The organism is Lignipirellula cremea (assembly GCF_056501455.1).
Window position 1 is genome coordinate 4,660,161 of sequence record NZ_CM151415.1, and the last position, 15,585, is coordinate 4,675,745.

A 15,585-nucleotide genomic window follows, 5' to 3' on the forward strand; every position below is an offset into this window, starting at 1 on the left:
CGGTCTTCGTACTCGCGAAAGACGTTCAGTCGGTCGAGCGTCCGCTTGAGTTCGTACGCCTTCGCACGGTCTTTCGCCGCCTGGCCGAAGAGTTCTTCGATCTTCCGCTCATCCTCGGGATCCAGTCGCGGTTCGCCATCGCGGCGAAGGTGAAGACGCGTTCGACGCCGAGGGTTTGGGCGTAGTCGATCAGCCGGCGACAGAACGCGTACCTGCCGATCTCCGGTTGAGCCTCGCCGAGGAACACGACGAGGTCGCGCTCTCCCTGCGGATCGCGCCAGACGAAGGACCGACTGCGCGGGCGCTGGATCGGCAGGATCAGCCCCTTCTCGACTTCGACGTGTTGCACGTCGAAGCCTTCGGACGGAGAGAACTCGTTCACGAACTCCATGCCGAGCTTCGCCATCAGGTAGTAACCGGCAGAGAGAGCCACGTGACGCATCCCTGGCCATACCGCGACGAGCCAGGGATGGTTGAGCGCCGTCGATTCCTTCATGATCCCCTCCAGAACGGGTCCGCGGCGTCGGGCTCATACGAGCAGGTGCGGCGCGAAGCAGAGCACGAGTCCTAAAAGCAGGATGCAGCCGCCGCTGACGAGTTTCAACCAGCGACCGCCCCGTTCCTGAAGTTTGAACTTGTCGAGCGTCACGACGGCCGCCGCGACCATCAGACTGTCGTCGAAGATGTACGCCGCGATGTAGAGAAGCAGGTAGGCGTACTCTTTCCAGAGCGGAAACTCCTGCAGGGTTAACACCCGCGTAAAGACCGCGGGAAGTCCCGCCGTGCAGAGCAGCTCGACGAAGTTCACGAGCACGGCTAGCGCTGCGACTCCCACGACGGCGCCGAGGAGATTCCGCGCTGTGACGACTTCGCGAACGCGTGCGTAGATCCCGGGCTTCGCGGACTCCGGAATCGAGAGAGAGACGCCGCGCTTGAACGCGAAAAAGTCTTTGACGTTGACCAGGCCGATCACGATCGCGACGACGCCGAGCAGGATCTCGGACCACCGCTGCAGTCCGATGAAGTGAAAGACGTTCAGCCAGGCAGCCATGAAGGCGAGGTAAACGGCGCCGCTGACGAACACGAACGTGGCCGCGACCGCGAACACCTTTCGACGATCCTTGACGTTCACGAGGATCGAAAGCAAAAACAGCAGCACCCACATGGCGCACGGATTGAAGCCGTCGACGAGGCCTATCGCGATCGTGAAAAGCGGCATTCCGAGGCTTTCGGGGTTCACGGGTCCGAGCCAGGGAACCTCGACCGTAACGTCCTCGGGCTCGTACGAGCTTCGGTCGGCTTCCGACGCCTCTCCGTCCGACAGCGGAGGCGGAGAAGTGACTCCCCCGGCGTCCTCAGATCCCGGTAGCGGAGGCGGAAGCGAACGATCGGTCTTCGGCGACGGCGCCTCCCCTTCTTCCGACGATTCAGCTTGCGCAAGGTCGAAGGGAGCGAGCGGAAAGCGAGCGAGATGAACGTCGGCGACTGCGATCCCCAGCGGAAGCTGCTGTCCAGGCCGCCGAGAGCTCGTCGCGCGCGGCGACGGCGAAGCAACCGTGTATTCGTCGAGTATCTTGCGGACCGATGCCCCCGTCGTCGCGTCGCTCGAATAGCCCACGACGAGTCGCCGACCGATGCGGAAGGTGGGAACGCCCGGCATCCGGATGCCATGCTCGCCGTTTAACTGCTGCCACCGCTGGCGGGCAGCGTCGCTTGCTCTCACGTCGTGGTAGACGAAGCGAATGCCCGGGTATTTCGGTTCGATCGGCCGCAGAAAGGCCTTGGCGGCAGCGCAGTGTGCGCATCCGCTGCGCACGAAGATCTCGACTTCGAACGCCCGGTCGTACGCAGCAGGCGTCGTCTCCGGGGTATAGCCGACGACGACGCGGTCGACCGCGTGGAGCATCGGAAGCCCGGCTTCGACGCCGTGGGACTTCGCCAGCTCGTACAGCCGACGGAGAGCCTCCCGATCCTGCGTCACGTCGTAGGTTTTGACGGAGAGACCCTTACGTGCCGCGAGATCGGACGCGGCCTTGGCGCTGAAGGGGCAATCCTTTCCGACGAACAGCTCCACGGATACCAGGCGAACCTCCTCGCCTGCCGCTACAGCACATACGAGAAGCAGGGCCGCGGTGGTCGAGAAAGCGAAAGATCGAAAGTGCATAACGAAGTCGCTCAGTAGAGGGAGGCGATAAGGTCGATCGCGGAAGAACGCCGCCGGAGGCCCCCCGCCGGTTGCGCGACGCGACGCATCGCAAACTATTCGGTCGACGGCCAACCGTTTGCGCGGCGACATCGGCAGGCAGATGCATGAACGACCTGCGAACGAGCGAGTTCGCCGAACGCGACGAAGCAAGTCACGGCGGCGTCTCGAGGACGCTCGGCGAACTCGCAGACGAGTCACTTCAACCGGTCGACGTTCTTCTGCTGTCGAATATTCAGGTCGTTCCAGAACTGCTGAAGGTCGTCTCGCCGCTCGGCGTTCGCGGCGGGCTGGCCGCAACGCGAGAGCGAATCCGATCGGGGCGGGACTATCGCAACGGTTGTGCCACGAGCGCGCCGACAGCGGATTCTTCGTCGCGATCGTCGCGTCGTCGGCAGAAGTTGCTCCAGATGCCCCGCGAGAATGACGCGAAGCGTGCGGAGTCGCACACCGAACTGTGCAGACCCGCCCGCACCGCGCTCGAGCGGCTTCGCCGGAAGAAGCAGCGACGCGACTTAGTACCTCAGAATGCCTGCGATCGTGGCGAGTCCCGGCATCAAGTTTCGCTCGACGGCGTAAACGTCTCCGCCGCGCAAGAGCGTTTCCGCCGCCACCAGGTCGAGCAGATCCTTCGCATTCGGGTCCTCGCCCAGCCTGACGCACTCCGAATCAGGGTCGAAGACGCCGCGGACCTCGGCATGGACGTCCAGGAACAGCGTTTCGACTCGCCCCTTTCGTGCCGCGCGCAGCAGAGGTTGCAGGCGAGCGCAGGCTCTTTCGGCGTCCGCGAATCGAGCGTACCGACTCGCGGCCTGGCGAAGCGGCGCCCTCGAAAGGTCTTGCACGACCGGCAGCGCCTTTTCGTAGAGTTCCCGATCGCTCGCATGATCGAAGCTGCCGTAGATCTCCTCCGTCGCGAGATTCGGCAACTCGCACACCTCGCGCAAAATCGGAAGCTCGTACTTCGCGCCTGCCAGAACGACCGACGTCGACCGTTCTCCAAGAAATGCCTCCAAGGCGCGGGCGACGACGCGGAAGTACCGTTCCAGGTCCTGCTTCAGCGTGTCGGGACGTCCTCCCCGGCCATGAATGACGACGGAGCGCTCTCGCGAGCCCGATTCATGCAGAGCGCCTGCGTGGAACTGTTCGCCGCGGTTCGCGTCTTCGTTCTCGAGAGCTTCTTCCATGTCGCGAGGGAACGACGACGCTTCGAGTCTGCGAAAGCCGACCGGCGAGGCCTCGATCAACCGCAGCGAATGCCGACTCACGGCGAGCACGAGGACGGCAGCTCCGCTACCGATCAGCGGCAGGAGTTGCTTGACGTGAAAGCGAGAGTCGACCGCGGCCTCCTCGTCGAACGCGTAAGGCGAGCGGAAGACGCGAAAGATGCCACGGCCGAGGAACAAGGCGAGACCCTGTCGACGACCGTGCCAGAACGATTCGTCTTCGAGGAGAGCGATCGCAGGCTTCAACAAACGTCGGGCGGTCCGCTCGGACGCCCCGCCTGCGATCAACGCTGTTTCGGCCCCGTTCAGCAGGTTCTTCAGCCGAATCGAATCCTGCTGCCCCCCGGAGCTCGCCGGATGGGTCGGGAGATAGATCGAGACGATTTGGCGGTCGCGAACCCTCAGGAGTTCGTCGATCGTCGTGGGATTCATATCTTCGATGAAGTCGATCATTCGGGGACACTGTCTCCCGGGGCGGAGGTAGTCGCGAGGGATCGCGAGCGTCAGAGCCGGAACGTGAAGGCTACGACGGCTGCCGACGGCGAAGCCTTCATGTCGCCGAGTCCTCGGAGGCGGTCGCCGAATTCAGCCCTTGACCTCGATCCGTTTCGGACGCTGTCCGGCGACCTTGGGCAACTTGACCGTCAGCACGCCCGCTTCGTAGTTCGCGTCGACGCCCGCCTCGTCGATGTTGCAGGGGAGCGTCAAGGACCGCGAAAAGCTGCCGGTACGACGCTCGAGGCGATAGAAGGTCTTGCCCTTCTCCTCCTTTTCCTCTTTGCGCGAGCCGCTGACGGTGACGATGTTTCCGTGGACCTGCACGTCGAAGTCGCTCGTCTTCATGCCGGGGGCGTCGATGCGAAGGTCGAAGGCGTCGCTCGTTTCGGCGAGATCGAGCGGAGCGGCGATGGCGCCAGGCACCCATTCCGCCGGCGCTTCGTTCCAGAACTTGTTGAAGAGTTCCTCGACCTCCTTCGGAAGGATGTTGCGGGGACGAGCGGGAGTAAGCGTGGTGGTCATGATCGTCCGTCCTGTGTGCGCGAAAAACTGCTCTCCATCGAACGCGAACTAATCCAGTCGCACGCGGCATGCCGTGACGCCGCGTGCAGCGGGAATTCTCGCCGAAGCGACCGGCGTCACGAGTTTCCTGGGGCGAAGAAGGCGTCCGCTGCCGTGCACGTCCGCCGATCGCAGCGCCGAACGAGCCATTCCGCGCGCACGCCTTCGCACAGGTGCAACGTGACGCGCAGAAGCGCGCCAGGTGAGCGTTCTCTCGAGACCATGCAGCGAGAGCCTACGCGAGGCACTCTTCGCATCCTCCTGAGAGAACTCCTTCAGGAACTCCTGAATCTCGATCTCGGAGCCGACATGGACGCGGTCGTCTCGGAATCCATCGCAGGGCCTCCGGCGCAAGAGCTTACCGTCAGATCGCCGAAGCGACGGTCGGTGCGGCCATCAAGGGGCGCTTCTGCTCGACGCTTTAAATGGTGTCGAACGAGGAACTGCCGCCGAAACCTTCGAGAAGGAGCTTGCGCTCGTCCGACTCGTGAGCGAACAGCGCCCTGGCGAGTTCCTCGAAGCCGCTCAGCAGCGACTCACGATCGACCCGGTTCGCTTTCAGCGTTTCGACCTGGGCGATCAGTCGATCCGCTTCCCGCAGCAATTGGCCGTGCTCCGAGAGAATGAGTCTCGCCTTCTGAGAGAGTCGCGGACAGCGCCCCACGGCTTCGTGGAGGCAACCCTCGGCTTCCTCTTGCCGGAAGTGCCCGTCCAGGTGTTCGCGAAGTTCGCGAAGAGCTTCCGCGGCCTGCGAAGCGATCTCGGATCGCTCCCCGCTCGACGGAAGTCGCCGCAGAATCTCGCGGGCGGACGCGACCTTCGAATGCAGGCGACCGTGATCGGACTCAAGCAGCCGAGAATAAGTCTGACTCGCATCGTACGAAGACATACCGATTCCTCTCCGCTAGGCGGTAGCGGGGACGGCGGACGCCGTCTTGAGGGTGAGAACAGGACAGGACGCGTGACGGACGACGTACTCGGCGACGCTTCCCATCAGCAGACGCGTGACGCCGCTGCGTCCGTGCGTGGAGAGCACGATCATGTCCACCTTCTCGTCTCGCGCGACGTCCAGGATCGCGGCGCCGGCATCGCCCTCGACCAGCATTCGCCGCACGGGAGGCGCCGGCTCCGGCACGACGAGTCGGTCGAGATCCCGCTGCGCCTCGGGCTTCAGAGCTTCGCGGAGGTCGTAGTACGTGTCGCCGGTGTACGCCGCGGGCGAATCGACGGAATGGAGCAGAATCAGTTCCGCTCCGCTCTCGCGGGCGAGCGTCGCGCTCATTTCCAGCGCCGACTGGCTATGCTCCGAAAAGTCGACCGGGCAAAGGATCCTGTTAAGCTTCATGGCGGCGTCTCCGTGAGAGGAAAGGCTTTCTTCGACGACTCTTTCGCAAGCGGAGCGCCGCGGCTCGATATTCGCTAAGAATTCGCGTTCCGAATCGCGAACGAGCGGCAGACCGCGGCTTCGGTCGCGAGCGTCAGCGTGAAGTCCGCTTTCCAACGCCGGACCGAAAGCGCGCGGAGAGCGTGCGATAACGCACGCTGTGTCGAACTGGCGCGCTCGCGTCCGTCCGCTGGCGTCGCTCACGCGAGGCGACGATGATGAGCCTCGGTACCGCCCGAATCCATCGAAAGGAACCGCCAGCGTGAGCGCTGCCGCAGACGTCTTGATCGTCGACGACGACGCGGAGTTCCGCGAAACGCTGCACACCCGGCTTCGCCGCTACGGGTACGACGTCAGCGAAGCAGGGGACGGTCCGCAGGCGATCGCCGCCGCCGCCGCGAAAAGCTTCGACGTCGCGGTATTCGACGTGCAGATGCCGGGCATGGACGGCATCGCGTTGCTGCGCCGCTTCAAGCAAGAGTACGGCGAATGCGAAGTCGTTTTGCTGACCGGCAAGGCGACCGTCGAGACCGCCGTCGAGGCGATGAAGCTCGGCGCGTACGACTACCTGCAGAAACCGTTCCCCTTGAAGGAACTGGAACTCGTCGTCGCCAAGGCCCTGGAGCGGCGTCGCTTGCGGAGCGAGAACGAACGGCTAAAGACGCTCCTCGTCCGGGCGCAGCCCAGCGAAGAGATCGTCGGCGACTCGCCTCCGATGCGAGAGCTGCAACGGCTGATCGACAAGACGGCGCCGAGCGACCGCCCGGCGCTGATCCTGGGAGAGAGCGGAACCGGCAAGGAACTCGTCGCGCGGGCGCTCCACCAGCGCAGCCCGCGCTCGAACGCCCTGATGGTTACGGTGAACTGCGCCGCGCTCCCGGAGACGCTGCTGGAGTCCGAGTTCTTCGGACATGAACGGGGAGCGTTCACCGGAGCGACCTCGACCAAGCAGGGTCTGTTCGAGGCCGCCGACGGAGGGACGCTGTTCATCGACGAAATCGGCGAGTTGCCGCTCGTCCTGCAAGCCAAGCTTTTGCGGACGCTCGAAGACGGATCGTTTCGCCGGGTCGGTTCGGTACAGTCCCGACGAGCGCACGTGCGGATCATCGCGGCGACGAATCGCGATCTTGCGCAGGAAGTCGCGGAGAAGCGCTTTCGCGAGGATCTGTATTACCGACTGAACGTTTTGACCCTTCGGCTTCCGCCGCTCCGGGAGCGGCCCGGCGACCTTCCGACGCTCGTTCGCCGGTTTCTCGGACCCGAATGGGAAATCGAACCGCAGGCGATGGCGGCGATCGAGCGGTATCACTGGCCGGGCAACGTTCGGCAACTGATCAACGCGATCGAACGGGCGAAGATCCTTGGCGAGGACGGGATCGTCCGCTGGATCGATCTTCCGGAAGAGGTCATCGGCCTGCGGGCGGAGAACGAGCCGGCAGTCGCCCCCGTCCGGCTGCGTTCGTCGGGCGAGTTCGATGACCTCGATACGATCCAGCGCAGCAAGATCGTCGAAGTGCTGCATCGCGAGGGAGGGAATAAGTCCCGCGCCGCCAACGCACTCGGCATCGCGCGGCGAAAGCTGTATCGCCTTCTGGAAAAGCACGCGATTCAAGACGCAGAGATTCAATCCGGAATCGGCGAGGCTGCTCCATGAACTCTCCTGACACGCATGCGGTGGAACCGACGCCCGGCCCTCCCAGCGGCTGCGGGCAGGAGCCTGGCGTAGTACCCGGTTGCCCCGCCGTGGATACGGAGCAGCTCTGGCAGCGCTACCAGGATCTCCGAAGTTACGTCGGATGGTCGGACGACGACCGGACGCGACTTGCGCAGGCCTTCCGTTTCGTCCGCCCCCATTTCGGAGCGCTGGTCGACGACTTCTACGAGGAGATTCGAAAGCACTCGGCGACGGCGGACGTCCTCGGCGACGACGAGCGACGGATCGCCCGCTTGAAGTCGTCGCTCGCCGCCTGGATGAGCGAGCTCTTTCAGGGCCCGCACGACGAGGACTACGTCGCCAGACGCTGGCGAATCGGCTTGCGGCATGTCGAGATCGGTCTTCCGCACGTCTACGCGATGGCCGCGCTTTCGCGACTGGGCGAGCGGATAGGAGAGATCCTTCGTGCCAGTCGGGAGGCCGAACAGGGCGATCTTCCCGGGGCGCTCGGTTCGCTGCATAAGGCTCTCTGCCTCGATGCCGCCGTCATCGGCGACGCGTACGAACAGGAACGCGTGCGGCTGCGCGCGGAGGCCGAGCGGAGGCGGATGGAGGACGATCTGAACGAGGAGCGCGAGCTATCGTCCGGATTGCTGGCGTTCGCCGGAGCGGTCGCCGCAGTCCTCGACGACCGGGGACGGATCGTCCGGGGAAACCTGCGCTTCGAGACGCTGCTCGGCCTGGAATTGGGGAAGCTGCACGGCCAGGACTGGCTGGAGAAGTTCCTCGATCCCTGCGATCGCCGACGCTGGCGCCGGGATCTGTTCGAGAACGCGAGATCGGTCGTGCGTCATTCCGTCACGGCTACGAGCGCCCTGACCGGTCCTCAGGGGCCGATCCATGTTCACTGGTCCGGATCGGCCTTGCGAGACGCGGCCGGCAAGACGCGGTGCGTCATCGTGATCGGGAACGACGTCTCCGAACTTCACGACGCTCAACGGCGGGCGACGCAGGCGGAAAGGCTCGCCGCGATCGGCGAAATGGCGACCGGCATCGCGCATGAAAGTCGCGCCGCGCTCCAGCGGATCGGCTGGGCGGCCGAGATGCTGGAGACGGAACTGACCGATCTTCCGGACGCTTTGGAGCAACTCGCGAAGATCCAGCGATCGCAGGTTCAGCTTCACAAGCTGCTCGAAGACGTGCGAGCGTACGCTTCGCTTCCGTCGCTCGATTGCGAGCCCGTACGTTTGCGACAGGCCTGGCGAGAGGCCTGGGACATCGCGACCCCGCAACGCCAGAGTCGCGACGTCCAACTCGTCGAGGCGCCCTCCGTCGGCGAACCGTATGTCTGCGCCGATCGCGTGCGGCTGGTGCAGGTCTTCCGAAATCTGTTCGAAAATGCGATCGCCGCCACGGGCGATCCCGTACGCGTCGAAGTTTCGGTCGCCCCGGACGCGTCCGATCCGGACAAGTGGCGAATCTGCGTCCGCGACAACGGCCCGGGACTGAACCTCGATCAGCGTCAGCGTCTGTTCGAGCCCTTTTACACGACGAAACCGACCGGCACCGGACTGGGCCTCGCGATCAGCCTCCGCATCGTCGAAGCGCACGGCGGAACGATCGAAGCGGGCGACGCTTCCCCGGGGGCCGAGTTCGTCATCACGCTTCCCGCGGCCCCGATCGAATAACTCGCGACCGACTGAGAGACGCGGAGTTCGATTCGCTGCGTCCGAAGGCGTACAGGACGTCGGCATGCGCTAGCCGTCAGCGCCGCCGCGGAGGTTCCTGTCGCTTATCAAACCGCGCGGGCGAACAAACGTAGTAAAACGGTATCGCGGGAAACGTGATCCCGGCTACCGACGAATCGATCACCCGATGGACCGATGCAGCACGCTGAACCTGAGCGAGAGCCGAACGAACATGTCGAAGGCGAACTGACGGCCTTCCCTGATTCTCCCTTCGATCGGTGGATGACGCCGGTCCGACGGTTTCTCCACATCGAGGCGGCGAGCGGGATCGTCCTGTTCACCTGCGCGGTCGCCGCGATCGTCCTCGCGAATTCCCCGTTGGCCGACTGGTTCGCCAGCTTCTGGAAAACGAAGGTCACGCTGCTGATCGGCGATTGGACCGTCGCAGGCGACGTCGCTCACCTGGTGGTGAACGACGGGCTGATGACCATCTTCTTCTTCGTGGTCGGTCTCGAAATCAAACGCGAGATCGTCGCGGGCGAACTGCGAAACCTGCGCAACGCGATCCTTCCAATCGTGTGCGCTGCGGGCGGAGTCATGGCGCCGGCCCTCCTCTATCTCGCCCTTCAATGGGGGCAGCCGGGCCAGCAGGGCTGGGCGATCCCGATGGCAACGGACATCGCTTTCGTCGTCGGCCTGCTGGCGCTGTTCGGTAGCCGCGTCCCGTTCGGACTTAAGATTTTTCTGCTCTCCCTCGCCATCGTGGACGACCTGATCGCCGTCGCGACGATCGCGCTCGTCTTCACCGAATCGATCGCCTGGGGCTGGGTGGCGACTGCCGCCTGCGGGTTCGCGCTGACGTACCTGCTGAACCGGGCCGGACTGCGACAGGTCGGCGCGTACGTACTGATCGGACTCTTCATCTGGTTCGCCTTCTACAAGTCCGGCATCCACCCGACGGTCGCCGGCGTGCTGCTCGGCATCCTCACGCCCGCGAGCGCTTGGATCGGCGATCGCACATTGACGCAGATCGTCGGCGAAACCTTGCAGCGCTTGCGCGATCAGCCGGAGACGCTTCAGAACGAACACGATCGCGGCGCCGAACTGGAGCGGCTGGCGTTCGTCGCGCAGGAGGGCGTTTCTCCGCTCCATCGCATGGAATCGTCGCTTCATCCCTGGGTGGCGTTCGGGATCATGCCGATCTTCGCGCTGGCGAATGCCGGAGTGGTGGTGGCGGTGACGGACTTGACCAATCCCGTCACGCTCGCGGTCCTTGCCGGGTTGCTGATCGGCAAGCCTCTCGGAATCCTGCTGTTCGGCGGGATCGCCGTCGGCGTCGGCGCGACGCGACTGCCGGAAGGCGTCACCTGGCCGATGATGGTCGGCGCCGCATGCCTGGCAGGCATCGGATTCACGATGTCCCTGTTCCTGACCTCGCTCAGCTTCCCCTCATCCCTGGGCGAGGCGAGTTCGAGCCTGGCGGCATCGGGCAAAGTCGGAACCTTGATCGGCTCGCTCGCCAGCGCTGCGGTCGGCAGCACGCTGCTCCTCTGGGCGACGCGGAAGCAAACTGTTCCCGACCCTGGAAACTAGGCGAGGATCTCGCGGATCACGTGTCCTTCCACGTTCGTGAGCCGTCGGTCGACGCCGTTGTGTTCGAACGTGAGGTCCTCGTGATCGAGCCCGAGCAGGTGGAGGATCGTGGCGTTCAGATCGTACAGCGGACGGACGTTCTCGACGGCCTTGCGTCCGAGATCGTCCGTGACGCCGTAACTGACGCCCCGTTTGACGCCGGCGCCGGTCATCCAGCAGGTGAAGCCGTCGGGGTTGTGATCCCGCCCCTGGGCGCCTTTCTGGAACATCGGCATCCGCCCGAATTCCGTACACCAGACGACGAGCGTCTCTTCGAGCAGACCTCGCGAACGCAAGTCCCGAATCAGCGCCGCCGCCGGTTGATCGAGGATGGCGGCGTGCTTGTCGTACTGCTCCTTGAGCTTGCTGTGGCCGTCCCAGTTGAGTTCGCCCCCGCTTGCGTACGCTCCGTTGAAAAGCTGTACGAAGCGGACGCCGCTCTCGATCAGTCTTCGCGCCAGGATGCAGTTCCGCGCGAAGGCAGCCTTCGTCGGATTCGCTTCGTCGTCGGCGCCGTACGCCTTCAGAACGTGCGCCGGCTCGGTCGCCAGATCGCTGATCTCCGGCACGCTCAATTGCATCCGTGCGGCCAGTTCGTAGCTGGCGATACGCGCGGCCAGACGGGCGTCCTCGGGATGAAGCGATCGATGCCGCGCATTCATCGCCCGCAGCAGATCGCGCGCGGCGGCGTCCGCATCGCGAGCGACTTCGCCCGGCGCCGCCAGGTTTCGAATCGGATCCTTCGAACTGAAAGGCGTCCCCTGAAACTCGGCAGGCAGGAAGCCGGAGCCCCAGTTATTGACGCTCGCCTGCGGCACCCCGCGCGGGTCCGGAATGGCGACGAACGCCGGCAGGTTCTGGTTCTCGCTTCCCAGCGCGTAGCTGACCCAGGAACCGATGCTGGGGAATCCGTCCGCGGCGAAGCCGGTCGAAAGGAAGTTCTCCGCGGGACCGTGCGTGTTCGATTCGCTGGTCAGCGAGTGGACGAACGCGAAGTCATCCGTCAATTCGGCCAGATGGGGGATCATCTCGGAGACCATCTTGCCGGTCTCCCCGCGCGGACGAAATTCGTACTGCGGTCGCGCCAGTTCGCCGGCGGGTCCCTGGAACGTGACAGGCGGTCCGCCGGGGAGAGGCTTTCCGTCCTGCTTGATCAACTCGGGCTTGAAGTCCCAGGTCTCCAACTGACTGACGGCGCCGGCGCAGAAGATGACCAGAACGTTCTTCGCCTTGGCGGCGAAGTGGGGCGGTCGCGGAGCGTAGGGGCGCGCCGGATCGATCGTCGGCGAACTCGCGCGCAGTCGATCGCTTCCGAACAGGCTCGCCAGCGCGATCGCGCCGAGACCGGTCGTGCTCTCCGCCAGAAAGTGTCGCCGATCGAGCGGCGAGACGGGCGCGACAGCGGATGCGGTTTTACGACGGCGCATAGTTCACGGGAGGAGCAGGAACTCGTTCGAGTTGAAGATCGCCCGACAGAGAGGGACCAGGCCGTGCTCCCGAACGATCGGAAGCGCCGTCTCGATCTCGTCGGCGTCAGGCTCTCTGCCGAAGGCCAGGAGATAGCACCGCCGAATCTGGTCTCTCTGGTCGTCGCCGGCTTCCGAGGCGGCACGTTCCGCGAGGGCCGACGCTTCGTCGAGCGTGAAGCGGCTGTTGAACAGGTTCAGCGCCTGAAGCGGCGTCGTGGAGACTCCTCGCCGCGCCGTCGTCTGACCGGCGTCGGGACAGTCGAACGCGCCGAACACGGCGTCCCGTTCCATGCGAATCTTGTGAGCGTAGATCATCCGGCGACGACCCTTCGCGTCGAACGACTCGATCGGCGGAAAGCCGCTGAGTCCGCCGCGCGAAGTGAACAGATCGAAACCGGGACCGCCCGCCTGAAGGTCGAGCCGGCCGCTGACGGCGAGCATGCTGTCGCGGATCGACTCCGCTTCCATTCGCCTGGAAGGAAAGCGCCAGAGGAGGCGGGCATCCGCGTCGACGGCGGCGGCGCCTGCCTCGATCTCGCTCGACTGGCGATACGCGGCGGAGAGAACGATGAGCCGGTGCATCCGCTTGACCGACCAGCCGGATCGGACGAACTCGTCGGCGAGCCAGTCGAGCAACTCAGGATGCGTCGGATCCGAACCGCTGTTGCCGAAGTCGCTGGCCGTGTCGACCAGACCGACGCCGAAGTGCCATTGCCAGATACGATTGGCCATCACCCGCGCCGTCAGCGGATTCGCGGGGTCGACGATCCAGTTCGCCAGCGCTTCGCGTCGTGCGGGGTCCGGCGAATCGAGGGGAAGCGAGACGCTGCCGAGAACCTCAGGCGTCGCCGGAGGGACATGATCCTTGGGTTGCTCCGGGTCGCCCCGATGGAGCAGGCTCGTCGCGTCCGGGGTCCCGAACCTGCCGGCGAAGACCATCGCTTCCCGTTCGAGCGTCTCGATGCGCTTCGTCAGCGCCGACCGCTCGGCGAACAGCGCCTTGGCCTCGGCGACTTCGGCGTCGGGCAATGCGACGAAGTCGACGGGCCGGCGGTCGATGCCGTCCTTGTCGCCTTCCATTACGGTCTCGCGTCGATCCGACGAATCCGCGACCAGCGAGCGACTGCCGTCTTCCAGGATGACTTCGATGGCGTACCGGCGCGGCAGCCGGTCGACGAACTTTCCTTCGCGATCGCGGGCCCAGACGACTCGGTCGATGACGCGAGATTCGGCGAACGTCAGTTCGATCCAGCCCTTGCCCGTTTCGCTGGAAATCCAACTTCTGCCGTTGCCGAACCGTCCGTCGTTGACGTGCTCTCGCTTGTGACGATCGCTCGGCGGAGCGTCCCCGGAAGTCTCGACCGAGGTCCCGGCGCCGGCGAGCGCGACGTTCTGTCCTGCGAGATCGAAGACTTCCAACTCGTCGAGGCAGGGCTCCAGGTTGTTCGTTTCCAGAATCGTGAACCTGACGCCCCTAGCCGTCGTGGGCGCGAAGCGATCGACGTTGCGATCGGCGGCGACCGCCGCGCGTAACGGCGGAACGAACTTGACGGGTCGCATCGCGTCAGGAGTAAGCCCGACTTCCAGCGTGTAGGCGGTCGGCAGCCGGTCGTCGAGCTTGCCTTCGCGATCCCGACTCCAGATCACGCGATCGACCGACTTCGTCTCCGGCAGTTCGAACAGAACCCAGCCTCGGCCCGCTTCGTCGGACATCCAGCTGCTGGAGTTGCCGTACTGCCCGTCATGTATCCGTTCGAGGGCATGCGAGGAAGAAACGCGACTCCCCGAGGCGGTGACCTTCGTGCCTCGCGAGGCCAGGGCGAGATTCGCCTCCGGGTCTTCCGGCGAGAAGATTTCGAACTCGTCGATGCAGGGCTCGATCAATCCCAGCTTCGGATGGAGATTCGCGTCGTGGACCGTGAAGCGAACGAACTTCGCCTCCGTCGGTTCGAAGAGCTCTTCGTTGCGGCGCGCGTCGGCGCTATGCGTCGGCAGAGCAGGGCGGGCCAGCGGTTCGAATCGCGAGAGTTCGCGATCGATCTGTGCGACCTGGGCCTTATGCTCCTTCGCCTCGGCCTTGCGGGCGTCAGCTTCAGGCGAACGCAGGGGACGTTCGCCGTATCGCAGGCCGGCGAAGAACGCCTGCAATGAGTAGTATTCGCGGATCGAAATCGGATCGAACTTGTGATCGTGGCATCGCGCACAGCCGACGCTCAGCCCGAGAAACGCCTCGCTCGCGTTGATGATCGTTTCCGCCAGCTCGTCCTGCCGGGCCAGGCGCTTGGAAACGTCGTCCTGACCGATCTGACCGGGGAGCAGCGCCGCCGGCGTGACCAGAAACCCGGTCGCCGCGTCTTTCGCCGTCGCGTCGCCGCAGAGCTGATCGCGAACGAACCGGTCGTAGGGCAGATCCTCGCTGAATGCTTCAACGACGTAGTCGCGATAGGGCCAGGCGTTCGGTCGCGGCGTGTTAACCTCGAACCCGTCTGTATCGGCGTACCGAACCAGGTCGAGCCACCGCTGCGCATAGCGTTCGCCATATCGAGGCGACGCCAGCAATTCGTTCACAACCCGCTCGTACGCGTCGACGCGGTCATCGGTCGCGAACGCTTCGATCCGCTCAGGCGTCGGCGGGAGTCCCGTCAGGTCGAGCGTGATCCGCCGCAACCACGTCGTCCGGTCCGCTTCCGGTGACGGACGAAGCCCCCGCTCTTCCAGCTTCGCGAGCAGGAACCGATCGATCTCGCTTCGCGACCAGGAATCGTCGGCGACGTCAGGAACGGTCGGACGAACGATCGGCTTGAACGACCAGCGGTCGCGGCGGTCCGTCAACTTCGCCAGATCGACGCCGTCAGGCCAAGCTGCTCCCTGCTTCACCCATGCGCTGAGCGTCGCGATTTCTTCGGCAGGTAGTCGCTCACCCTCGGGAGGCATCTGCAGGTCGGCGTTCTCGTCCGCGATGAACTGAATCAGCGGACTGTTCGCGACGTCCTCAGAGATAATGGCCGGACCGTAAGCGTCGCCGCCCCGGAAGGCCTCGGACTTGATGTCCAGCCGGAGCCCCCCTTTCTGCTTCTCGGCCGCGTGACACTCGTAGCAGCGCCGTTCGAGGATCGGTCGAACGTGCTGGACGAAGTCGATCGTCTGCGCTCGCGCCGGACTGCCGGCGGCACAGGCAATAAGAAAGATCGGCAGTCGCAGGGCGAGCTTCATCGCGACGCGTCGCGCTTCCAGGCTGGCGGGAACGACGAGAAGGCAGGCGGGCGATTT

Annotated in this window: 11 protein-coding genes; 3 read left to right on the forward strand and 8 right to left on the reverse strand. The window is 64.7% G+C overall.

What is annotated here, in order from left to right; translation table 11 throughout:
* Window positions 1-25 precede the first annotated feature (25 nt).
* From SH602x_RS18110 to SH602x_RS18135, 6 genes are all read right to left on the reverse strand, one after another.
* Entirely contained in the window at window positions 26-496 is a 471-nt protein-coding gene (locus SH602x_RS18110; RefSeq protein ID WP_479473654.1) for a PAC2 family protein, read from the reverse strand.
* Window positions 497-529: 33 nt separating this feature from the next.
* Window positions 530-2,164, reverse strand: a complete 1,635-nt coding sequence (locus tag SH602x_RS18115; RefSeq protein WP_479473655.1) for a glutaredoxin domain-containing protein — start codon at window positions 2,162-2,164, stop codon at window positions 530-532.
* 554 nt (window positions 2,165-2,718) lie between these two features.
* Entirely contained in the window at window positions 2,719-3,882 is a 1,164-nt protein-coding gene (locus SH602x_RS18120; RefSeq protein WP_479473656.1) for a baeRF3 domain-containing protein, read from the reverse strand.
* A gap of 132 nt (window positions 3,883-4,014) precedes the next feature.
* On the reverse strand, window positions 4,015-4,449 hold the full coding sequence (locus SH602x_RS18125; protein WP_479473657.1) for an Hsp20/alpha crystallin family protein: 435 nt from the start codon (window positions 4,447-4,449) through the stop codon (window positions 4,015-4,017).
* Between the two features lie 460 nt (window positions 4,450-4,909).
* Window positions 4,910-5,377 carry a hemerythrin domain-containing protein gene (locus tag SH602x_RS18130; protein ID WP_479473658.1) on the reverse strand — a complete coding sequence of 156 codons (468 nt, stop codon included), beginning with the start codon at window positions 5,375-5,377 and terminating at the stop codon, window positions 4,910-4,912.
* A gap of 15 nt (window positions 5,378-5,392) precedes the next feature.
* The gene (locus SH602x_RS18135; RefSeq protein ID WP_479473659.1) at window positions 5,393-5,833 is read right to left on the reverse strand and encodes a universal stress protein; all 441 of its coding nucleotides are present in this window, start codon (window positions 5,831-5,833) and stop codon (window positions 5,393-5,395) included.
* 301 nt (window positions 5,834-6,134) lie between these two features.
* Here SH602x_RS18135 and SH602x_RS18140 point away from each other — a divergent pair, with 301 nt between their 5' ends.
* The 3 genes from SH602x_RS18140 to nhaA all read left to right on the forward strand — a co-directional run bounded on the left by SH602x_RS18140 (window position 6,135) and on the right by nhaA (window position 10,807).
* Window positions 6,135-7,526: a sigma-54-dependent transcriptional regulator gene (locus SH602x_RS18140; RefSeq protein ID WP_479473660.1), complete on the forward strand. Its 1,392-nt coding sequence runs from the start codon at window positions 6,135-6,137 to the stop codon at window positions 7,524-7,526.
* Complete coding sequence (locus tag SH602x_RS18145; protein ID WP_479473661.1) at window positions 7,523-9,214, forward strand: protoglobin domain-containing protein; 1,692 nt, start codon at window positions 7,523-7,525, stop codon at window positions 9,212-9,214. Before SH602x_RS18140 ends, SH602x_RS18145 begins: the two co-directional genes overlap by 4 nt.
* A gap of 195 nt (window positions 9,215-9,409) precedes the next feature.
* Window positions 9,410-10,807, forward strand: a complete 1,398-nt coding sequence (gene nhaA / locus SH602x_RS18150; RefSeq protein WP_479473662.1) for a Na+/H+ antiporter NhaA — start codon at window positions 9,410-9,412, stop codon at window positions 10,805-10,807.
* On the opposite strand, the gene SH602x_RS18155 is transcribed toward nhaA, so the two are convergent.
* Both SH602x_RS18155 and SH602x_RS18160 read right to left on the reverse strand, forming a co-directional pair.
* Entirely contained in the window at window positions 10,804-12,273 is a 1,470-nt protein-coding gene (locus SH602x_RS18155) for a DUF1501 domain-containing protein (RefSeq protein ID WP_479473663.1), read from the reverse strand. The genes nhaA and SH602x_RS18155 overlap by 4 nt on opposite strands.
* Window positions 12,274-12,276: 3 nt before the next feature.
* A complete protein-coding gene (locus SH602x_RS18160; RefSeq protein ID WP_479473664.1) occupies window positions 12,277-15,528 on the reverse strand; it encodes a PSD1 and planctomycete cytochrome C domain-containing protein in 3,252 nt (1,083 codons plus the stop codon).
* Window positions 15,529-15,585 lie beyond the last annotated feature (57 nt).

Bases quoted from the DNA above. Each gene is read 5' to 3' on its own strand.
- SH602x_RS18130 (WP_479473658.1), bottom strand. From the start codon at position 5,377: ATGTCTTCGTACGATGCGAGTCAGACTTATTCTCGGCTGCTTGAGTCC.
- SH602x_RS18125 (WP_479473657.1), bottom strand. From the start codon at position 4,449: ATGACCACCACGCTTACTCCCGCTCGTCCCCGCAACATCCTTCCGAAG.
- SH602x_RS18135 (WP_479473659.1), bottom strand. From the start codon at position 5,833: ATGAAGCTTAACAGGATCCTTTGCCCGGTCGACTTTTCGGAGCATAGC.
- SH602x_RS18160 (WP_479473664.1), bottom strand. From the start codon at position 15,528: ATGAAGCTCGCCCTGCGACTGCCGATCTTTCTTATTGCCTGTGCCGCC.
- SH602x_RS18110 (WP_479473654.1), bottom strand. From the start codon at position 496: ATGAAGGAATCGACGGCGCTCAACCATCCCTGGCTCGTCGCGGTATGG.
- SH602x_RS18155 (WP_479473663.1), bottom strand. From the start codon at position 12,273: ATGCGCCGTCGTAAAACCGCATCCGCTGTCGCGCCCGTCTCGCCGCTC.
- nhaA (WP_479473662.1), top strand. From the start codon at position 9,410: ATGCAGCACGCTGAACCTGAGCGAGAGCCGAACGAACATGTCGAAGGC.
- SH602x_RS18120 (WP_479473656.1), bottom strand. From the start codon at position 3,882: ATGATCGACTTCATCGAAGATATGAATCCCACGACGATCGACGAACTC.
- SH602x_RS18145 (WP_479473661.1), top strand. From the start codon at position 7,523: ATGAACTCTCCTGACACGCATGCGGTGGAACCGACGCCCGGCCCTCCC.
- SH602x_RS18115 (WP_479473655.1), bottom strand. From the start codon at position 2,164: ATGCACTTTCGATCTTTCGCTTTCTCGACCACCGCGGCCCTGCTTCTC.